We start from the raw sequence: 20,884 nt of genomic DNA on the forward strand, positions 1-20,884 counted from the left end.
GCGGGGATTGGGGTCAGATCGCTTTTCGGGAAAAGGGATCTGACCCCGCCGAAGACCATTGCATTGATGCGCCAGGAACCCTACTTCATGAAGTCCACCCTCTGCCTGTTGCTCGCCAGCCTGATGACCACGACTGCTACCGCCGCCACTCCGCCCGTTCCGCCGGACGCCGCCAGGCATCCGCACGTGGTCAAGGCGCCGTTCGGCGCGACCCGCAACGATGACTATTACTGGCTGCGCGACGACAAGCGCGAGAACAAGGACATGCTGGCCTACCTGCAGGCCGAGAATGCCTACGCCGACCAGCTGCTGGCACCGCTGAAGCCACTGGAAGACACCCTGTACAAGGAGATCGTCGGCCGCATCAAGCAGGACGATTCCAGCGTGCCGGCGCGCGAGCGTGGCTACTGGTACTACAGCCGTTTCGAGACCGGCCAGGACTACCCCATCCACGCACGCCGCAAGGGCAGCATGGAGGCCGCCGAGGAAATCCTGCTGGACGTCAATACGATGGCTGCCGGCAAGGGCTACTTCAGCGTCGGCTCGATGGAGGTCAGTCAGGACAACCAGTTGCTGGCCTGGGCCGATGATGATGTCGGCCGCCGCCAGTACACGATCCGCTTCAAGGATCTGACCACCGGCAAGGTGCTGCCCGATGTGATCACCGGCAGCTCCGGCGACCTGGTCTGGGCCGACGACAACCGCACCGTGCTGTATGTCGAGAACGATCCGGAAACGCTGCTCACCGTGCGCGTGAAGAAGCACGTGCTGGGCACTCCAGCCAGCGCCGACACCGTCGTCTACGAAGAGAAGGACGACAGCTTCTACATGGGCATCGGCCGCACCCGCGACGATCGCTTCATCACCATCGGCGTGCACAGCACCGTGTCCTCGGAAGAGCGCTACGCACCGGCCAGCGATCCGACCACCTTCACCGTGCTGGCCCCGCGCCAGCGTGACGTCGAGTACGACGCCGACCACTACGACGGCCGCTGGGTGATCCGCACCAACGACGGTGCGAAGAACTTCAAGCTGGTCACCGCACCGACCGATGCCACCTCGCGTGCGCAGTGGAAGGACTGGATTGCGCATGACGATGCGGTGTTCATCGAAGGCTTCGAGCTGTTCGACAGCTACACCGCCATCGCCGAACGTTCCGAGGGCCTGGAGCGCATCCGCCTGCTGTACAAGGACGGCCGCAGCGACTACGTGAAGGCCGACGAGCCGGCGTACTCGATGGGCCTGGGCGACAACACCGAAGCCGATACGCCGTGGCTGCGCTACGTCTACACCTCGATGACCACCCCGACCACCGTGTTCGAACTGAACACCGCCACCGGCGAGCGTCGCCAGCTGAAGGTACAGCCGGTGATCGGCTATGACGCGTCGAAGTACGAAACCGACCGCGTCTGGATCACCGCGCGCGATGGCGTGAAGGTGCCGGTGTCGCTGGTCTACCGCAAGGGCTACCAGAAGGATGGAAAGGGCGCACTGTTCCAGTACGCCTATGGCAGCTACGGGATGTCGATGGACCCGTACTTCAACCAGACCGCGGTGAGCCTGCTCGACCGCGGCGTGGTGTATGCCATTGCCCATATCCGCGGTGGCCAGGAAATGGGCCGCGACTGGTACGAGAACGGCAAGCTGCTGCACAAGCAGAACACCTTCAACGACTTCATCGACGTCACCCGCGGCCTGGTCGCACAGGGCTGGGCGGCGAAGGATCGCGTCGCTGCGTCCGGCGGCAGCGCCGGTGGCCTGCTGATGGGCGCGGTGGCCAACCAGGCCCCGCAGGATTACCGGGTGATGGTGGCGCAGGTCCCGTTCGTCGACGTGGTCACCACCATGCTCGACCCGACCATTCCGCTGACCACCAACGAATACGATGAGTGGGGCAACCCGGAGCAGAAGCCGTATTACGACTACATGCTGTCCTACTCGCCCTACGACAATGTGAAGCAGCAGGCGTACCCGGCGCTGTTCGTGGGTACCGGCCTGTGGGATTCGCAGGTGCAGTACTGGGAGCCGGCCAAGTGGGTGGCCAAGCTGCGTGATCACAACACCGGCCCCTACCCGATCCTGTTCCGCACCAACATGGAAGCCGGCCACGGCGGCAAGTCGGGGCGCTTCCAGCGCTACCGCGAGCTGTCCGAGTCGTACGCGTTCGTGCTGCAGCAGCTGGGCATCGCCCAGCCGTAACGGCGAAGGGGTGCCGGGCGTTGCCGGGCACCCCGAACCGTTATCCTTGCGGCCATGAGCCTGCCCGAGCCCTCCGCATCCCGCGATACCGCCACGCCGCCGCGCGTGGTGCGTTTCCGCTGGGCGTGGTGGCTGCTGGCCTACGTCAGCCTGGGCACCGGCATCGTCGGCATCTTCGTGCCGGGCCTTCCGACCACCGTATTCATCCTGATCTCGGCGTGGGCTGCATCACGTGGGTCCGAACGCCTGCACACCTGGCTGCTGCAGCACCCGCGCTTCGGCCCGGCCATCGCCAACTGGCAGGCACACGGGGCGGTCAGCCGCTATGGCAAGTGGATGGCCACGATCACCATGGCGGTGTGCGCCGCCATCATGCTGTGGTGCGTGCCGATCGCCTGGGTAAAGTGGTTCTCGATCGGTAGCATGACCGTGGTCGCAATCTGGCTGTGGACGCGGCCGCTGCCACCAAAGCAATGATCGCCCGCCGGGCATGGCCCGGCGCTACCTGCGGCGCCCGGTTACGGTAGCGCCGGGCCATGCCCGGCGGATGCGTGGCGTGCCGCCCTGCACCAACCGCTCAGCCGCCAATGGCTATACTCGGGGCATGAAGATCCCCCATCGAAACGCCATCCTGATTCCGCTGGCAGCGGCCTCGCTGCTGCTCCTCGCCGCCTGCGGCAACAAGGGCCCGCTGGTACTGCCGCAGAAGCCGGTGCCGGTGGAAGAAGCCGTCGAACCCGCAGCCGAGCCCGCCACCGAGGCGACCCCGGCGGAGGCCCAGGGCGCCGTTGCCCCCGCCACGACCGTCGACCCGGCTGCAACGACCACCCAGCCGGCACCCGCGCCAGCGAAGAAGGCGGGCAGCGGGAATGAGTAAGGCCGGTTCCAAGGCCTTGCGCTTCAGCAAGATGCACGGCGCGGGCAATGATTTCGTAGTGATCGACCTGCGTGACGGTACTGCGCCGCCCACGCCTGAACTGGCCGCGCGCCTGGCCGACCGCCACACCGGCGTCGGCTGCGATCAGATCCTGACCATCGAGGCGCCACGTGCGGAAGGCTCGGTGGCCTCGTACCGCATCTGGAACGCCGACGGTTCCAATTCCGAGCAGTGCGGCAATGGCGCGCGCTGCATCGCGGCCTGGCTGGTGCGCGAGGGCAGCGCGCAGGGCGATGCATTCGTCATCGACAGCCCGCTGGCCAGCCATGAGGTGAAGGTGCTGGGCGAAGGGCAGTTTGCGGTGACGATGGGCGTGCCTGCCTTCGAGCCGGCCAACGTGCCGCTGATGGGCTTCGCCCACCCGCGCGAGGAATACCTGCTGCCGCTGCAGGGCGAGAGCGTCCGCTTTGCTGCGGTGTCGATGGGCAACCCGCATGCGGTGATCGAAGTGGGCTTGATCGATGCCGCTCCGGTTGAACGCGTGGGTTCGCTGCTGCAGCAGCACGCGTCGTTCCCGCGCTCGGTGAACGTGGGCTTCGCCCAGGTGATGAGCCCGGCCCACGCCCGCCTGCGCGTGTTCGAGCGCGGTGTCGGCGAGACCCTGGCCTGCGGCAGCGGCGCCTGCGCCGCCGCCGTGACCCTGATGCAGCGCGGCCGCCTGCAGCGCGATGCGCGCATCAGCCTGCCCGGTGGCGACCTGCGCATCCAGTGGCCGGGCGATGGCCAGCCGGTGGTGATGGCGGGCCCGACCGCATTCGTCTTCGAAGGGGAGTGGATGGCATGACCGAAACCGTCGACAAGCTCGGGGCCCATGAAGTCGCCGCCTGGTTGCGGCGACATCCCGGCTTCCTCAAGCAGTTCCCGGACCTGGCCCTGACCCTGGTGGTGCCGCGCGATGACGGCCCGACCGCATCGCTGGCCAGCTACCAGCTGGAAGTGCTGCGCGAGAAGAACCGCGAGCTGGCACGACGGTTGGCCGATCTGGGCGCCACCGCCCAGGTCAATGAACGCCTTGCGGTGCGCACGCACCAGCTGACCCTGGCACTGATGAAGCAGGACAACGCGGCCGATACCCTGCGCGCGATGGCCGCATCGCTGCAGGAAGACTTCGCCGGCGACCTGGTGCGGCTGGTGGTGCATGCGCCGGTGGCCGGGCTGGAACAGGCCGACTGGCTGCAGGTGATTGCTGCCGATGATCCGCAACTGGGCCCGTTCCGCGATTGCCTGAACGACGGCGAGCCGATCTGCGGACGCCTGCAGCCGGACAAGAATGCCGTCCTGTACGGCGTGCGCAGCGAGGAAGTGCAGACCACCGCGCTGCTGCCGTTGCCGGGCGTCGGCCTGATCGCAGTCGGCAGCCACGACCCGAACCGCTTCTACCCGGGCATGGGCACGCTGTTCCTGCGCATGATGGGCGACGCCCTGGCCACTGGCCTGAAGCGCTTCCACGACTAAGCAGGACCGGACGACGATGAGCGCGGTACAGGCCTTCCTGCAGCATCTGCAGGTGGAGCGGCGGATGTCGGCGCATACGCTTGACGCCTACCGCCGCGACCTGGACGCGCTGTCGGCCTGGGCCGAGCCGCGTTGCGTGGCGGTGGAGGCGCTTGATGCCGATGCCTTGCGCCAGTTCGTTGCCGATGAACATCGCCGGGGACTGTCGGCCAAGAGCCTGCAGCGCCGCTTGTCGGCCTGCCGAAGCTTCTATGCCTGGCTGCTCAAGCACGGGCGCATCGAGGTTAGCCCGGCAGCGACGCTGAAGGCGCCGCGCGCGCCGCGCCGGTTGCCACAGGTCCTCGACGCCGATGAGGCCGTGCAGCTGGTCGAGCTGGAGCCGGAAGGCGAGCTGGGCCGCCGTGACCGCGCGCTGCTGGAGCTGTTCTATTCGTCGGGCCTGCGCCTGAGCGAAGTCTGTGCGCTGACCTGGCGCGACCTGGATTTCGACAGCGGGCTGGTCAACGTGCTGGGCAAGGGCAACCGCCAGCGCCGCGTGCCGTTCGGGCGGCCGGCACGCGAAGCGCTGCAGGCGTGGCGCGCGGAAAGTGGCGGTGGACCGGCCTCGCCGGTATTTCCCGGCCGCAACGGGCCGATCAGCCAACGCGCGGTGCAGATACGCATCCGCCATCTGGCGCAGCGCCAGGGCCTGTTCAAGCAGGTGCATCCGCACATGCTGCGGCACAGTTTCGCCAGCCACATCCTGGAATCCTCCGGCGACCTGCGTGGCGTGCAGGAACTGCTCGGCCATGCCGACATCGCCACCACGCAGATCTATACCCACCTCGATTTCCAGCACCTGGCCAAGGTCTATGACGCCGCGCATCCGCGCGCGAAGCGTCGACGCAGCACCGAGGGCAGCGGAGAAAGCTGAACGTTGCCCCTGCGTCAGCCGGTCGCGGGTGGCTTGAAGGGCGCAGCGCAGTCCCCACCTCTGGTTCTGTCACCCCGGAGGCATCATGGACCCCAGTCAGAACCCCAACGTTTTCCACGCCACCACCATCGTCTGCGTCCGTCGCGGCGAGCACGTGGCCATTGCCGGCGACGGCCAGGTCACGCTGGGCCACACCGTGATGAAGGGCAACGCGCGCAAGGTGCGCCGCCTTGGCCGCGACGGCCAGGTGCTGGCCGGCTTCGCCGGTGCCGCCGCCGATGCCTTCACCTTGTTCGAGCTGTTCGAGGCCAAGCTGGAAAAGCACGGCCAGCTGCAGCGCGCCGCGGTCGAGCTGGCCAAGGATTGGCGCACCGAGCGCCGCCTGGGCAAGCTCGAAGCCCTGCTGGCAGTGGCTGACAAGGAAACCTCGCTGATCATCAGCGGCACCGGTGATGTGATCGAGCCGGAGGACGGCATCATCGCCATCGGCTCCGGTGGTTCGTACGCCCTTTCGGCTGCGCGGGCGCTGATGGCGCACACCGAGCTGGATGCACGCACCATCGCCAGTGAAGCGATCGGCATTGCCGGCGACATCTGCATCTACACCAACCGCAACGTGGTGGTCGAGGAGCTTTGACCGCTCTTCTGTAGTGCCGAGCCATGCTCGGCAGGGCTGCCCGTCAGCCGAGCATGGCTCGGCTCTACATGCATCTGAATTCGTGAGCACAACCATGCCGAAGATCGAAGTTTCCTCCGCCACCATGACCCCGCGCGAGATCGTGCAGGAACTGGACAGGCACATCGTGGGCCAGCACGACGCCAAGCGCGCCGTGGCCATCGCCCTGCGCAACCGCTGGCGTCGCATGCAGCTGCCGGCGGAGCTGCGCAATGAAGTGATGCCGAAGAACATCCTGATGATCGGCCCGACCGGTGTCGGCAAGACCGAGATCGCGCGCCGCCTGGCCACGCTGGCCAACGCACCGTTCGTGAAGGTCGAAGCCACCCGCTTCACCGAAGTGGGCTACGTCGGCAAGGACGTCGAGCAGATCATCCGTGACCTGGCCGACACCGCGGTCAAGCTCTATCGCGAACAGGCCAAGGTGCGCGTGCGTACCCAGGCCGAAGAACGCGCCGAAGACCGCATCCTCGATGCGCTGCTGCCGCGTCGTAGCGGCGGCATCGGTTTCGATCCTGAAGTCGCCCGCAACGAACCGTCGGCGCAGGACAACGAGACCCGCATCAAGTTCCGCAAGATGCTGCGCAACGGTGAGCTGGACGAGCGTGAGATCGAGCTTGACCTGGCGGCCAATGTCAGCATGGACATCATGACCCCGCCGGGCATGGAGGAAATGGGCCAGCAGCTGAAGTCGATGTTCGCCAACCTCGGCGGCGGCGCGAAGGCGCACAAGCGCACGCTTACCATCAAGGCCGCGCGCCCGCTGCTGATCGAGGAAGAAGCGGGCAAGCTGGTCAACGAGGATGACATCCGTACCGCCGCAATCGAGGCGTGCGAGCAGCACGGCATCGTCTTCATCGATGAGATCGACAAGGTCGCCAAGCGTGGTGACAACGTGGGCGGTGGCGACGTGTCCCGCGAAGGCGTGCAGCGCGACCTGCTGCCGCTGGTGGAAGGCTCCAACGTGTCCACCAAGTACGGCACGATCAAGACCGACCACATCCTGTTCATCGCGTCGGGCGCGTTCCACCTGGCCAAGCCCAGCGACCTGATTCCGGAGCTGCAGGGCCGTTTCCCGATCCGCGTGGAACTGGGTGCGCTGAGCAAGAATGACTTCGTGCGCATCCTGACCGAGCCGAAGGCCGCGCTGACCAAGCAGTACGAAGCGCTGCTGGCCACTGAAGGTGTCAAGGTCAGCTTCACCGCCGATGCCATCGACCGCCTGGCCGAGATCGCCTTCCAGGTGAACGAGCGCCAGGAGAACATCGGTGCCCGACGCCTGCATACAGTGCTGGAACGCCTGCTGGATTCGCTCAGCTACGAGGCACCGGACCGCGATGGCGAAACCCTGGCCATCGATAGCGCCTACGTCGATGCACACCTGGGCGAGCTGGTGCAGGACCCGGACCTGAGCCGCTACATCCTGTAACGCCCGATCCGGTCGGATCCCTCGCCACGGCGAGGGCCCTGACGCCATCCGCTGCAACAGAAAAGGCCGCCGAAAGGCGGCTTTTTGCGTTGGCGCTTAGCGCGATTGCCGCGTGCGGTAGGCCTGCAGCACCTGGTCGATCACCGCACTGGTGCGGGCGGCGCTGATGCCGTCCGAGGGCGAGTGCCCGTTGCCGCGCAGTTCATCCACGAGAGAGGCGATCAACGGTTGCTGGATCGACGACGGGTTGGGAATGTCGAAGGTCTGCACACCCGCTTCGTTTTCCAGCACCACCGGAACATCCTCGAAGGTCGCAAAGCGCAGCTGGCCGCGGTCGCCGGTGATCTCGACCTCATCCTGGCGGCGGAACGCGCAGAAGCTCCATTGCGCGATGCCGTGCGCGCCCGCTCCAGTGCGGAAGCACATCGAAACGCTGTCCTCGGCGGCATAAGCGCCGGTCAACGAACTGGCCAGGCCGCGCACATCGCTCAGCGGACCCAATAGATGATCGAGCAGGTCCAGGGTGTGCGAGCCCAGATCGACGAACAGCCCGCCGCCGGAGATTGCGGGATTGGTCCGCCAGAAGTCCGGCGATGCGGCATTCACCGAATGCGGCCGATGCAGGGTGGCGCGAACGCTGCGCGGTGTACCGATCGCGCCGCTGTCCAGCAGCTGCTTCACCTGCGCGAATCGGGGCAGGGCGCGGCGGTAGTAGGCGACGAACACGGGCACGCCACGGCGTGCACTGGCTTCCAGGATGCGCTCGCATTCGGCGAGGTCCAGGGCCATGGGTTTCTCGATATAGACCGGCTTGCCCGCCGCAATCGCCTGCAATGCGTACTGCATGTGCGTGGAGGGCGGTGTTGCAACGTACACCGCGTTCACGTCCGGATCGCCGATCAGCGCGTCGGCATCCGTGTACCAGCGGGGCACCGCGTGGCGCCGCGCATAGTCTTCGGCCAATGCGGCATTGCGGCGCATGACCGCCGCCACCCGTGAGCCGGGTGTGCTGGCCAGGGCGGGGCCGCTCTTCTTCTCGGTGACGCTGCCGCAGCCGATGAAGCCCCACACCACGTTGTCCAGGATCATGGGTCTGTCCTCACAGTGGGGCTGCGGTGGCGGCAGTGAACCCGCTCATGCCTCGGGCAGCGGCTCGGGCACGGTGCCGGGAACGAACACGCCGTCCTTTACGTAGGCGGCCAGGGTCATGTCCAGTGCGAGCATGCCATCGCGCTTGAGGTCCATCAGTTCCGGTTCGACCATCGCACCGTGCAGTACGCCCAGCACGGTGGCGTGCAGCATGCGTGCGGCGATCTTCGGGTCTGCACCCTCGCGCAGCTGGCCCAGGTCCTTTGCCCGGCGCAGGGCACGTTCCATCCGCTCCAGTCCATCGCGGAAACCGGCCTGCTGCAGTTCGGTCAGCACCTTGGTGTCGGCCGAGGCATCGCTGCGCAGCATGATCTCCATGGTCTTGCGCAGTCGCTCGTCCTCGGACAGTTCGATGAACGAGTGGATCATCACCGCGCGCAGGTCGTGCACCGGCGTGTCGCGCTGGTCGGTCGAGGTGCGCTCCAGCTCCTGCATGAAAGGCAGATGCACGCGTTCGACGATCGCGGCCAGCACCTCGCTCTTGTTCTTGAAGTGCCAGTAGACCGCGCCGCGGGTATAGCCGGCGCGGGCACCGATCATCTCCAGCGTGGTACGGGCCACGCCGTGTTCATGGAAGCAGGCTTCGGCGGCGTCAAGGATGCCTTCCCGGGTTGCCTGGGTGTCCTCTTTGGTCTTGCGGGCCATGGATGGGTACGAGTGCGGGTGAAACGTGGCTGAATTGTACCGGTTTACAAACAAACAAGCATGTATGTATATTTCGCTCCCATCATTCCCGTCGTGTGCGTGGCAGGCCGGTCCGGTTACCACTCCCCGCTGGTGAGCGTTGCCTGCTGGCGCTTTCGGCCTGTATCAGCGCGATTTGAGATTCCTTCCCCTAAGAGCCTTTCCGTCATGTTGCTGAGCCGAATCCGACCCTTTGCACTGTCGCTGGCGATCGCCGCGACCGTGGCTGCCTGCGGCGGCCAACCCCAGGCCCCCGAGCAGGGCCCGGGTGACGTCACTGTGGTCACGCTGAAGTCCGAGACCGTGGGCCTGACCCGCGAACTGCCGGGCCGTACCAACGCCTACCTGGTCGCCGAAGTGCGCCCGCAGGTCAATGGCATCGTTGCCAAGCGCCTGTTCACCGAAGGTGGCATGGTCAAGGCCGGCGAGCCGCTGTACCAGATCGAGGACGCCAGCTACCGCGCCCAGGCCAACAGTGCCCGCGCCCAGCTGGCCCGCGCCGAGGCCACCGCCAACGCCGCCCGGCTGAGCGCCAAGCGCATCACCGAGCTGGCCAAGGTCGATGCGGTCAGCCAGCAGGACCTGGAAAATGCCGTGGCCGCGCAGAAGCAGGCCGAGGCGGATGTCGGCGCCGCGAAGGCATCGCTGGATGCGGCCAACGTCACCCTGGGCTACGCCCGCATCACCGCGCCGATCAGCGGCCGCATCGGCAAGTCCAGCGTCACCCAGGGTGCGCTGGTCAGCGCCGGCCAGGCCAATGCACTGGCCACCGTGCAGCAGCTGGACCCGATCTATGTCGACCTGACCCAGTCTTCGGCCGAGCTGCTGCAGCTGCGCCGCGAACTGGCCGCCGGCCGCCTGCAGGACAACCAGACCCTGCCGGTCAGCATCCTGATGGAAGACGGCAGCACCTTCGAGCACAAGGGTACGCTGGAGTTCTCCGAAGTCAGCGTCGATCCGACCACCGGCAGCTTCGGCCTGCGCGTGAAGGTGGACAACCCGGACGGCCTGCTGATGCCGGGCATGTACGTGCGTGCGGTGATCGGCGGCGGCGTGCGCAGTGATGCAGTGCTGGTGCCGATGCAGGGCATCGCCCGCGATCCGAAGGGCGACACCACGGCGATGGTGGTCGGCAAGGACAACAAGGTCGAAGTGCGCCCGGTCAAGGTCAGTCGCACGGTCGGCGACAAGTGGCTGGTCGAGGACGGCCTGAAGGCCGGTGACAAGGTCATCGTCGAAGGCCTGCAGAAGATCGGCCCCGGCATGCCAGTCAAGGCCACCGAAAAGGGCGACGCACCGGCCAAGCCGGCGGCCGATGCCCAGCCTGCCGCCCCGGCCGGCGACGCGAAGTAAGCGGAGAACCCCATGGCACGCTTTTTCATCGATCGACCCATCTTCGCGTGGGTGATCGCCATCATCATCATGCTCGCCGGCGGCCTGGCCCTGTTCAAGCTGCCGGTCTCGATGTACCCCAACGTCGCACCGCCGGCGGTGGAAATCAGCGCCACTTACCCGGGTGCATCGGCCAAGGTGGTCGAAGACTCGGTGACGCAGATCATCGAGCAGAACATGAAGGGCCTTGATGGCCTGATCTACTTCTCCTCCAACAGCTCGTCCAACGGCCAGGCCACCATCACCCTGACCTTCGAGAGCGGCACCAACCCGGACATCGCCCAGGTGCAGGTGCAGAACAAGCTGCAGCTGGCCATGCCGCTGCTGCCGCAGGAAGTGCAGCGGCAGGGCATCAACGTGGCCAAGTCCAGCTCGGGCTTCCTGAACGTCATCGCGTTCGTGTCCGAGAACGGCAGCATGGACGCCAACGACATCGCCGACTACGTCGGTTCCAATGTCGTCGACCGCCTCAGCCGCGTGCCGGGCGTGGGCAACATCCAGGTATTCGGTGGCAAGTACGCCATGCGCATCTGGCTGGACCCGAACAAGCTGCATACCTATGGCCTGTCCGTCGCGGAAGTGACTGCGGCGATCAAGGCGCAGAATGCCCAGGTGGCGATCGGCCAGCTCGGCGGTGCGCCGTCGGTGAAGGGCCAGCAGCTCAACGCCACCATCAACGCGCAGTCGCGCCTGCAGACCCCGGAACAGTTCCGCAACATCATCGTGCGCGGCGCGCAGGACGGTGCCGAGCTGCGCCTGGGTGATGTCGCCCGCGTCGAACTGGGTGCCGAGTCCTACGACTTCGTCACCCGCTACAACGGCCAGCCGGCCAGCGGCCTGGCGGTCACCCTGGCCACCGGCGCCAATGCGCTGGATACCGCTGCCGGCGTGGATGCTGCGCTGGACGACATGAAGAGCTTCTTCCCGGCCGGGCTGAAGGCCGAGATCCCGTACGACACCACGCCGTTCGTGCGCGTGTCGATCAAGGGCGTGGTGCAGACCCTGCTCGAAGCGATCGTGCTGGTGTTCGTGGTGATGTACCTGTTCCTGCAGAACTTCCGTGCCACCCTGATCCCGACCATCGCCGTGCCGGTGGTGCTGCTGGGTACCTTCGGCGTGCTGGCGATGCTGGGCTTCTCGGTGAACATGCTGACCATGTTCGCGATGGTACTGGCGATCGGCCTGCTGGTGGACGATGCCATCGTGGTGGTGGAGAACGTCGAGCGCATCATGTCCGAAGAAGGACTGTCGCCGCTTGAAGCGACCCGCAAGTCGATGGGCCAGATCACCGGTGCGCTGGTGGGTATCGGCCTGGTGCTGTCGGCGGTGTTCGTGCCGATGGCCTTCATGAGCGGATCCACCGGCGTGATCTACCGGCAGTTCTCGGCCACGATTGTCTCTGCAATGGCGTTGTCGGTACTGGTGGCGATCGTGCTGACCCCGGCACTGTGCGCGACCATGCTCAAGCCGCTGAAGAAGGGCGAGCATCATGTTGCCCACCGCGGCCTGGCCGGTCGCTTCTTCAACGGTTTCAACCGTGGCTTCGACCGCACCAGCGAAAGTTACCAGCGTGGTGTGCGCGGCATCATCCATCGTCCGTGGCGCTTCATGGGCATCGTGGCGGCACTGTTCGTGCTGATGGGCGTGCTGTTCGTGCGCCTGCCCAGCTCGTTCCTGCCCAACGAAGACCAGGGCGTGCTGATGGCGCTGGTGCAGGCCCCGGTCGGCGCCACCCAGGAGCGCACGCTGGAATCGATCGCGGCATTGGAGAACCACTTCCTGCAGAACGAAAAGGATGCGGTGGATTCGGTGTTCTCCGTGCAGGGCTTCAGCTTCGCCGGCATGGGCCAGAACGCCGGCATGGCGTTCGTCAAGCTGAAGGACTGGAGCGAGCGTGACGCCAACAATGGCGTGATGCCGATCACCGGTCGTGCGATGGCAGCCCTGGGACAGATCAAGGATGCTTTCATCTTCGCCTTCCCGCCGCCGGCCATTCCGGAACTGGGTACCGCCTCGGGCTACACCTTCTTCCTCAAGGACAACAGTGGCCAGGGCCACGAGGCACTGGTGGCCGCGCGCAACCAGCTGCTCGGCCTGGCAGCCGGCAGCAAGAAGCTGGCCAACGTGCGCCCGAACGGCCAGGAAGACACGCCGCAGTTCCGCATCGACATCGACGCGGCCAAGGCGACCTCGCTGGGGCTGTCGATCGACCAGATCAACGGCACGCTGGCCGCTGCCTGGGGCAGCTCGTACATCGACGATTTCGTCGATCGTGGCCGCGTCAAGCGCGTGTTCGTGCAGGCCGACCAGCCGTTCCGCATGGTCCCGGAGGACTTCGACCTCTGGTCCGTGAAGAACGACAAGGGCGAGATGGTGCCGTTCAGCGCGTTCGCCACCAAGCACTGGGATTACGGTTCGCCGCGCCTGGAGCGCTACAACGGTGTGTCGGCGATGGAAATCCAGGGCGAACCGGCCCCGGGTGTTGCCTCCGGCGATGCCATGGCCGAGATCGAGCAACTGGCCAAGCAGCTGCCGGCGGGCTTTGGCATCGAGTGGACGGCGATGTCCTACCAGGAACGCCAGGCGGGCTCGCAGACGCCGTTGCTGTACACGCTGTCGCTGATGATCGTGTTCCTGTGCCTGGCCGCGATGTACGAAAGCTGGAGCGTGCCGACGGCGGTGTTGCTGGCGGCCCCGCTGGGTATCCTCGGCGCAGTGCTGGCCAATACCTTCAAGGGCCTGGAGCGCGACATCTATTTCCAGGTGGCGATGCTGACCACGGTAGGCCTGACCAGCAAGAACGCGATCCTGATCGTCGAGTTCGCCAAGGAAAACCTGGAGAAGGGCGCAGGCCTGATCGAGGCGATCATGCATGCCGTGCGCGACCGCCTGCGCCCGATCGTGATGACCTCGCTGGCGTTCGGCATGGGCGTGGTGCCGCTGGCGATCTCCACCGGTGCCGGTTCCGGCGCCAAGCAGGCGATCGGCACCGGCGTGCTCGGCGGCATGATCGTCGGCACCGTGCTCGGCGTGTTCTTCGTACCGCTGTTCTTCGTAGTGGTGCAGCGCGTGTTCAAGCGCAAATCCGCCGAGTGATGAAATCCGGCAGCGCCGGGCCATGCCCGGCGGATGCCTCACCGCGTAGCCGCCGGGCATGGCCCGGCGCTACCACCGTGACCCCCAAGGTGTCGCCATGAAATTCTCTTCTCTTGCTGTATCCCTGGCCGCCGCGCTCGCGCTGGCCGGCTGTTCCACTCTGGTGCCGAAGAACACCGCCGTCGCTCCGGCAATTCCGGCGCAGTGGCCGGCCGAGGCTGTACAGGGCCAGGTGGCCGATGTCGCCGCCGTCGGCTGGCGCGACTTCTTCACCGATGCGCGCCTGCAGCAGGTGATCGAGCAGTCGCTGCAGAACAACCGCGACCTGCGCGTGGCTGTGCTCAACGTTGAACGCGCGCGCGGCCAGTACCGCGTGCAGCGCGCCGACCGCGTGCCCGGCGTGGCCGTCACCGGCCAGATGCAGCGCCAAGGCACCGACGCTGGCGTCACCGAGCAGTTCACCGCCGGTGTCGGCGTGGCCGAGTTCGAGCTGGACCTGTTCGGCCGCGTGCGCAACCTGAGCGAAGCGGCACTGCAGCAGTACTTTGCCGTAGCTGCCAATCGTCGCAACGCGCAGCTGAGCCTGGTGGCCGAGACAGCGACGGCGTGGCTGACCTACGGTGCCGATGCCCAGCAGCTGAAGATTGCCGAGGCCACGCTGAGGACCTACGAGGATTCGCTGCGCCTGGCCGAGGCCCGCCACGAGCGCGGTGGCAGCTCGGCGCTGGAGCTGACCCAGACCCGCACGCTGGTGGAAACCGCGCGTACCGACGCCGCGCGCCTGCGCGGCCAGCTGGCCCAGGACCGCAACGCGCTGGCCCTGCTGGCCGGTGGCCAGCTGGACCCGGCACTGCTGCCGGACAGCATCGAACCGCAGTTGCTGGCACTGGCGCCTCCGCCGGCCGGCCTGCCCAGCGATGTGCTGCTGCAGCGCCCGGACATCATGGCCGCCGAACACCAGCTGCTGGCCGCCAATGCCAACATCGGCGCGGCACGTGCTGCGTTCTTCCCGAGCATCTCGCTGACCGGCAGCATTGGCAGTGGCTCCAGCGAATTGTCCAGCCTGTTCGACAGCGGCACTCGCGTATGGAGTTTCCTGCCGAAGATCACCCTGCCGATCTTCCAGGGCGGCAAGCTGCGCGCCAACCTGGCCGTCGCCAACGCTGATCGTGATATCGCACTGGCGCAGTACGAGAAGTCGATCCAGGTGGGCTTCCGCGAAACCGCCGATGCGCTGGCATTGAATGTCAGCCTGGATGAACAGGTCAGTTCACAGCAGCGCCTGGTGGAAGCGGCCGAACAGGCCAACCGCCTGTCGCAGGCACGTTACGATGCCGGCCTGGACAGCTTCGTGACCCTGCTGGACGCACGACGTACTGCCTACAACGCGCAGCAGACCCAGTTGCAGGCGCAGCTGGCCCAGCAGGCCAACCGCATCACCCTGTACAAGGTGCTGGGCGGCGGCTGGCACGAGCGCAGCTGAGCAGCAATTCGATACCGGTAGCGCCGGGCCGCGCCCGGCGGCTTTTCGTTCCTGCATGCCTGACGTCTGGGCGGACCGCACTTCGTGCTCGCCGGGCATGGTCGGGCGCTACCGCATTGGCCAACGGGACCATGCAAACGGATATTCATCGAGATGCAGGGTCAACCCTGCTCGGATGGGGTTGCCCAGGATGTACAACGCATGGCGCCTCAAGGCTTCCTCGCTGCGTACCGCGTGATCGAAATAGCTCGGCTGCCACAAAGGCGTCTGTATGCCGGACTGCTGCCCCAGCAACCGGCTGCTGCGGGATTTCACCGTTCCCATCATGCGCGCCAGTGATCCGTCGCGCAGCTGCATCAGCCAATGCAGATGGTCAGGCATGACGACCCAAGCAAAGGACCGACTGAGGCCCATGCGTTCAACATACCTCAATGCATCCACAAGACACGTTGCACAACGTGGATCTTCAAAGACCGGGCGCCGGTGGCGTACGACCGTGGTGAGGACGTAGTAGCCCCCGATACGGGAGTGGCGGCCACGTTCCAGGTGACGTCTGGACATGGCGCCAGTCTGCACTGATGGGATGTCCGCCGTTATCAGCCGACGGCGATGGCCCATGTGGGATTCTTCCGGGTACCGCGCTCGCCGGGCATGGCCCGGCGCTACCGTCAGATCGCTTCATCGTCGCGCCGCGCCGCATGGCAGGCGCGGACGCGCGCCAGCGCATCGCCTGCTTCGCGGGCCATCTGCTCGTACTCGGCACGGATCTCTTCCAGGCGCGCTTCGTCCAGTTCTTCCAGATCCAGCAGTTCGTTGTTGGCTTCGGCCGTCGCCCGGATCAGCTCGTCCAGCTTGATCTGCATCGCGGCAGTGTCGGCGTTCTGCGTGTGCTGGATCAGGAACACCATCAGGAAGGTGATGATGGTGGTGCCGGTATTGATCACCAGCTGCCAGGTGTCGTTGAAACCGAACACCGGGCCGGTGATGCCCCAGATCACCACAATCGCCACCGCAGCCAGGAAGGTCCACGGTGAGCCGGTGGCTGTCGCGGCCTTCTTGGCGATCGTATTGAACAGGTTGCGTGCTTTCATCTTCGTCTTCCCACTCAGGTGACGAGGATGATCGGCAGGCGCTCGTGCAGGCGCTGTGCAGCTCAGGCGCGCAGGCGCGGTGCGTCCTGCAGCCGGACCGGGCTGGTCTGGTAGACGTGCTGCCAGCAGCGGTCGACGAATTCGCGGGCCTGGGCTTCGCTCAGCCGCGGCATGATCTGCAGTGCGTACTGGGTCTGGAACATCTCGTCGCGCTGTGCATTGCTGGCGCGTGGCTGGGTGATCAGCGAATCGCAGGCGAACTTGATCCACGGCACGTACGAGCCGAACGAGTTGTGCGGCAGTGCGCCTTCGGCATGCTGGCGGCGCCAGTGGTCAAGCTCGGCGTCTACGTTGATGACCGGAGGAATGGTGGGGACTTCAGCGTGCATGACAATCCAGTTCGGTTGAGTGGAAAGGGAGTGGGGGTTCATCGGAGTGTGGCGTATGTGGCGGTGCATGCCGCGTCAGCGGGATGTGGAGCCGGCGTGGCGATTGCCGATCAATTGCGCATGCTCGACCGCACCGAGATCCTCGGCCATGTCGGCCATCGCATTGCACAGGCGCTCCTGGTCGAGCGGATGGTCGCGCACCAGTTCCAGCTGCAGGCCCTGGTAGGCGGTCCAGAACCTGGCGCCGCGCTGGTGCAGCGCGTACTGCTGCTGCAGGCGCTCGCGGATGGCATCGAGGATCGGGTCGGGCGGGGGACGTACGGCGTGCGCGCACATGGCTGGCTCCGCCGGGGAAAGGGACCCCGGCAACCCCACCCTAGGCGCCTCGGCCGGGTGGGGTGTTACCGCAGTGTATGCACGCAGCGCAGCTGACTGTGCACGGGTTCACGGCATCGGCCGCAAACGCTGCGGGCACTAGAACGTGCCCGCGCTGAAGCGTTCATTAAACGGGTTCAACGACACGTTGCACGGTGCTCATTCACCGATGTCTTCGTTCCAGATCTCCGGATGCTGCGCAATGAAGCCACCCAGCAGGTCAACGCATTCCTGGTTGTCGAGGTCGATCACGTTGACACCGTTCTCGCGCAGCCAGTCGATGCCGCCCTGGAACGTGCGCGATTCGCCCACCACCACGGTGCCGATGTTGAACTGGCGCACCAGGCCCGAGCAGTACCAGCACGGCGCCAGGGTGGTGACCATGATGGTGTCCTGGTAGCGGCGCTGGCGGCCGGCCTTGCGGAAGGCGTCGGTTTCGCCGTGCACCGATGGGTCGCCTTCCTGCACGCGGCGGTTGTGGCCGCAGCCGAGCAGGCGGCCGTCGTTGTGGTACAGCGCCGCGCCGATCGGCACGCCGCCCTCGGCCAGGCCCTGGCGGGCTTCGGCGATGGCGGTCTGCAGCAGGGCCTGGTAGTCGGGCGTGGTGATCATGCGGGGGCTCCGGTCAGTCGTGGCCCGCCATGATACGGGCAGGGGGTGCCGCTGGCCCCCGGCGGTGCGATAATCGGGGCCATGAGCGAATCCCCCTACAAAGCCGGTACCACCCATTTCGGGTTCCGCGACGTCGCCGCCAAGGACAAGCAGAAGCTGGTCGGCCAGGTGTTCACCTCGGTCGCGCGCAACTACGACCTGATGAACGACCTGATGAGCCTGGGCGTGCACCGGGCGTGGAAGCGCTACTACGTGGCGACCGCGCAGGTGAAGCCGGGCGACCGCGTGCTCGATCTGGCCGGCGGCACCGGCGACATCGCCGCCCTGCTGAAGGAACGCGTCGGCGCCGAGGGCTCGGTGGTGCTGGGCGACATCAACGCCGGCATGCTGTCGGTCGGCCGCGACCGCCTGACCAACCGCGGCCTGGTGCTTGGCCTGGACTACGTGCAGTGCAACGCCGAAGCCCTGCCGTTCCCGGACAACAGCTTCGACCTGGTCACCATTGCCTTCGGCCTGCGCAACGTGACCGACAAGGACGCCGGCCTGCGCGAGATGTACCGCGTGCTGAAGGTGGGCGGCCAGGCCCGCGTGCTGGAGTTCTCCGAAGTCACTGCCGACTGGTTCAAGCCGATCTACGACTTCCACTCGTTCAAGATCCTGCCCAGGCTGGGCAAGTTGTTCGCCAACGATTCGGACAGCTACCAGTACCTGGCCGAGAGCATCCGCAAGCATCCGCCGCAGGACGAACTGAAGGCGATGATGGGGCAGGCCGGCTTCGAGCGCTGCCACTACAAGAACCTGACCGGCGGCATCGTCTCGATCCACTCCGGCTACAAGCTGTAGAGCCCTGCTCTGGTGGGTGCCAACCTTGGTTGGTACTCGCCGGCCGCGAGCGATGAAAGATCCGTGCCAACCAAGGTTGGCACCTACCTGTGGATGCCAACCTTGGTTGGCATGCGCCGGAGGCGCAGGATCGGCCCGGCCCGCCATTACCCCGCACCGCGCAACGCCTGCCGGGCCCGAGGGAGGTACCATTGGGGTTTGATCCCCGTAACGGTCCCGATTCATGCGTAATCCGCTGATGCTCCTTCCGCTGGCCGTGGCCCTGGCCGCCGGCTGCTCCCAGGAGGCGGCCGCGCCCGCCGCCGCCCCGACTGCCGCAAAGGCCCCTGCCGCCCCCGTGAACGCCGAGAACCGCAGCCACGACGAGAGCTCGTACGCCGAGCCGGACAAGGTCGTCATCAAGGACATCGCGCTGGATCTGAAGCTGGACTTCGACCAGAAGCAGATCGGCGGTACCGCCACCTACACCCTGGAATGGAAACAGAAGGACGCCAGGCAGCTGGTGCTCGACACCCGCGAGCTGACCGTGTCCAAGGTCGAGGCCGTTGCCGCCGACGGCGCGCGCAGCCCGCTGAAGTTCGAGCTGGCCCCGGCCGACAAGGTGTTCGGCAGCAAGCTGACCATCGAGGCTGCGGAGCAGCCGGCCAAGGTGGAAGTGACCTACCACACCGCACCGACCGCCTCGGGCCTGCAGTGGCTGGCGCCGTCGATGACCGAGGGCAAGAAGCTGCCCTTCATGTTCAGCCAGTCGCAGGCCATCCATGCCCGTTCCTGGGTGCCGCTGCAGGATACCCCGAGCGTGCGCTTCACCTACAGCGCGCACGTGGTCTCGCGCCCGGACGTGATGGTGCTGATGAGCGCCGACAATGATCCGAAGGCCGCGCGTGATGGTGACTACACCTTCAAGATGCCGCAGCCGATTCCGTCCTACCTGCTGGCCATCGCCGCCGGCGACCTGGTGTTCGAGCCGATCTCCGGCCGCTCCGGCGTCTGGGCCGAGCCGACCATGGTCAACAAGGCCGCCAAGGAATTCGAAGACACCGAGAAGATGATCGGTGCCGCCGAGAAGCTGTACGGCGAATACCGCTGGGGCCGCTACGACATGCTGGTGCTGCCGCCCTCGTTCCCGTTCGGTGGAATGGAGAACCCGCGCCTGACCTTCGCCACCCCGACCGTGATCGTCGGCGACAAGTCGCTGGTCTCGCTGGTCGCCCACGAACTGGCGCACAGCTGGTCGGGCAACCTGGTGACCAACGCCAGCTGGAAGGACATCTGGCTCAATGAAGGCTTCACCACCTACGTCCAGGGCCGCATCACCGAAGCTCTGTACGGCAAGGAAATGGCCGAGATGGAGAAGCAGATCGACCAGACCGACCTGCTGGCCGAAGTGAAGGACATGAGCCCGGCCGACCAGGCGCTGGCGCTGCCGCCGCTGAACGAGCGTGATCCCGACGAGGCCCTCAGCCAGGTGGCCTACGTCAAGGGTTCGTGGTTCCTGGAGTTCCTGGAACAGCGCTTCGGCCGCGAGACCTTCGATCCGTTCCTGCGTGGCTGGTTCGACGACCATGCTTTCCAGAGCGCGAACACCGACCAGTTCGTCGACTACATGAAGAAGAACCTGCTGCCGAAGAATCCGTCGGCAGTGACCGAGGCCGAACTGAAGGCATGGCTGGACGAGCCGGGTATCCCGGCGTTCGCGGCCAAGGCGCAGTCGCGCAACTTCAGCAGCGTCGATACCGCGCGCATCGCCTTCGCCAGCGCCGGCACCGTGCCGAGCAGCCAGGTCATCGCCGACTGGAGCACGCAGGAATGGGTGCGCTTCATCGACGGCCTGGGTGCGACCCAGCCGCTGGACAAGCTGGCCACGCTGGACAGGGCCTTCCACTTCACTGGCACCCCGAATGGCGAGATCGCCATGCGCTGGTACCCGCTGGCGATCCGCAGCGGCTACGAACAGGCCAATGAAGGCGCGGCTGCATTCATCGAGCGCGTCGGCCGTCGCAAGCTGATCCTGCCGATCTACGCCGAACTGGTGAAGACCCCGAAGGGGCTGGAGCTGGCCAAGCAGGCCTTCGAAAAGGCCAAGCCGGGCTACCACCCGATCACCACCGCCTCGGTGCAGGACATGCTGGCCAAGGCTGAAGCCAAGTAAGCAGAAGCG

At 66.2% G+C, this 20,884-nt stretch carries 20 protein-coding genes; 13 read left to right on the top strand and 7 right to left on the bottom strand.

Translation table 11 applies throughout. The annotated features are described in order from the left end of the window. Positions 1–87 precede the first annotated feature (87 nt). From AC5P7X_RS01280 to hslU, 8 genes are all read left to right on the top strand, one after another. Positions 88–2,199, top strand: coding sequence for a S9 family peptidase (locus AC5P7X_RS01280; protein WP_053497587.1), 2,112 nt, complete (start codon positions 88–90; stop codon positions 2,197–2,199). 54 nt (positions 2,200–2,253) lie between these two features. Beyond that, positions 2,254–2,676, top strand: a complete 423-nt coding sequence (locus tag AC5P7X_RS01285; protein WP_053497554.1) for a YbaN family protein — start codon at positions 2,254–2,256, stop codon at positions 2,674–2,676. 127 nt (positions 2,677–2,803) lie between these two features. Further along, complete coding sequence (lptM, locus tag AC5P7X_RS01290) at positions 2,804–3,076, top strand: LPS translocon maturation chaperone LptM (RefSeq protein ID WP_329843230.1); 273 nt, start codon at positions 2,804–2,806, stop codon at positions 3,074–3,076. Next, on the top strand, positions 3,069–3,920 hold the full coding sequence (gene dapF / locus AC5P7X_RS01295) for a diaminopimelate epimerase (protein WP_053497550.1): 852 nt from the start codon (positions 3,069–3,071) through the stop codon (positions 3,918–3,920). The genes lptM and dapF overlap by 8 nt, the downstream gene beginning before the upstream one ends. Continuing rightward, a complete protein-coding gene (locus AC5P7X_RS01300) occupies positions 3,917–4,591 on the top strand; it encodes a DUF484 family protein (protein WP_495204784.1) in 675 nt (224 codons plus the stop codon). Before dapF ends, AC5P7X_RS01300 begins: the two co-directional genes overlap by 4 nt. A 16-nt stretch (positions 4,592–4,607) precedes the next feature. Further along, on the top strand, positions 4,608–5,504 hold the full coding sequence (gene xerC, locus AC5P7X_RS01305; protein ID WP_495204785.1) for a tyrosine recombinase XerC: 897 nt from the start codon (positions 4,608–4,610) through the stop codon (positions 5,502–5,504). 85 nt (positions 5,505–5,589) lie between these two features. Further along, positions 5,590–6,141 (top strand): ATP-dependent protease subunit HslV, encoded by a 552-nt coding sequence (gene hslV, locus AC5P7X_RS01310; RefSeq protein WP_005411093.1) that lies wholly within the window; start codon positions 5,590–5,592, stop codon positions 6,139–6,141. A 94-nt stretch (positions 6,142–6,235) separates the two neighbouring features. Beyond that, positions 6,236–7,609 (top strand): ATP-dependent protease ATPase subunit HslU, encoded by a 1,374-nt coding sequence (hslU, locus tag AC5P7X_RS01315; RefSeq protein WP_138952425.1) that lies wholly within the window; start codon positions 6,236–6,238, stop codon positions 7,607–7,609. A 96-nt stretch (positions 7,610–7,705) separates the two neighbouring features. Here the strand turns inward: hslU and AC5P7X_RS01320 are convergent, their stop codons facing one another. Together AC5P7X_RS01320 and smeT are read right to left on the bottom strand one after the other, a co-directional pair. Further along, a complete protein-coding gene (locus AC5P7X_RS01320) occupies positions 7,706–8,698 on the bottom strand; it encodes a Gfo/Idh/MocA family protein (RefSeq protein WP_111176528.1) in 993 nt (330 codons plus the stop codon). Between the two features lie 45 nt (positions 8,699–8,743). Continuing rightward, on the bottom strand, positions 8,744–9,403 hold the full coding sequence (smeT, locus tag AC5P7X_RS01325; RefSeq protein WP_049454998.1) for an efflux transporter SmeDEF transcriptional repressor SmeT: 660 nt from the start codon (positions 9,401–9,403) through the stop codon (positions 8,744–8,746). Positions 9,404–9,610: 207 nt separating this feature from the next. On the opposite strand from smeT, the gene smeD reads away from it, so the two are divergent. From smeD to smeF, 3 genes are all read left to right on the top strand, one after another. After that, complete coding sequence (gene smeD / locus AC5P7X_RS01330; RefSeq protein ID WP_005419428.1) at positions 9,611–10,795, top strand: multidrug efflux RND transporter periplasmic adaptor subunit SmeD; 1,185 nt, start codon at positions 9,611–9,613, stop codon at positions 10,793–10,795. Between the two features lie 12 nt (positions 10,796–10,807). Further along, positions 10,808–13,930, top strand: coding sequence for a multidrug efflux RND transporter permease subunit SmeE (gene smeE / locus AC5P7X_RS01335; protein ID WP_005419426.1), 3,123 nt, complete (start codon positions 10,808–10,810; stop codon positions 13,928–13,930). Positions 13,931–14,027: 97 nt separating this feature from the next. After that, positions 14,028–15,413 carry a multidrug efflux RND transporter outer membrane subunit SmeF gene (gene smeF, locus AC5P7X_RS01340; protein ID WP_053497542.1) on the top strand — a complete coding sequence of 462 codons (1,386 nt, stop codon included), beginning with the start codon at positions 14,028–14,030 and terminating at the stop codon, positions 15,411–15,413. 108 nt (positions 15,414–15,521) lie between these two features. On the opposite strand, the gene AC5P7X_RS01345 is transcribed toward smeF, so the two are convergent. The 5 genes from AC5P7X_RS01345 to AC5P7X_RS01365 form a co-directional block, all read right to left on the bottom strand. Next, on the bottom strand, positions 15,522–15,974 hold the full coding sequence (locus AC5P7X_RS01345) for an REP-associated tyrosine transposase (protein WP_495214387.1): 453 nt from the start codon (positions 15,972–15,974) through the stop codon (positions 15,522–15,524). Positions 15,975–16,081: 107 nt separating this feature from the next. Next, positions 16,082–16,504 (bottom strand): low affinity iron permease family protein, encoded by a 423-nt coding sequence (locus AC5P7X_RS01350; protein ID WP_053497539.1) that lies wholly within the window; start codon positions 16,502–16,504, stop codon positions 16,082–16,084. A gap of 62 nt (positions 16,505–16,566) precedes the next feature. Next, positions 16,567–16,893, bottom strand: a complete 327-nt coding sequence (locus AC5P7X_RS01355; protein WP_053497537.1) for a hypothetical protein — start codon at positions 16,891–16,893, stop codon at positions 16,567–16,569. A 75-nt stretch (positions 16,894–16,968) separates the two neighbouring features. Beyond that, on the bottom strand, positions 16,969–17,229 hold the full coding sequence (locus AC5P7X_RS01360) for a hypothetical protein (protein WP_053497535.1): 261 nt from the start codon (positions 17,227–17,229) through the stop codon (positions 16,969–16,971). 198 nt (positions 17,230–17,427) lie between these two features. Then, a complete protein-coding gene (locus AC5P7X_RS01365) occupies positions 17,428–17,880 on the bottom strand; it encodes a nucleoside deaminase (RefSeq protein WP_049399252.1) in 453 nt (150 codons plus the stop codon). 81 nt (positions 17,881–17,961) lie between these two features. On the opposite strand from AC5P7X_RS01365, the gene ubiE reads away from it, so the two are divergent. Continuing rightward, positions 17,962–18,723: a bifunctional demethylmenaquinone methyltransferase/2-methoxy-6-polyprenyl-1,4-benzoquinol methylase UbiE gene (gene ubiE / locus AC5P7X_RS01370; RefSeq protein ID WP_005419407.1), complete on the top strand. Its 762-nt coding sequence runs from the start codon at positions 17,962–17,964 to the stop codon at positions 18,721–18,723. A gap of 223 nt (positions 18,724–18,946) precedes the next feature. Then, positions 18,947–20,875 carry a M1 family metallopeptidase gene (locus tag AC5P7X_RS01375; RefSeq protein WP_070489732.1) on the top strand — a complete coding sequence of 643 codons (1,929 nt, stop codon included), beginning with the start codon at positions 18,947–18,949 and terminating at the stop codon, positions 20,873–20,875. The last annotated feature ends 9 nt before the right edge of the window (positions 20,876–20,884 follow it).

The organism is Stenotrophomonas sp. YJH_SMC_53 (assembly GCF_059369995.1).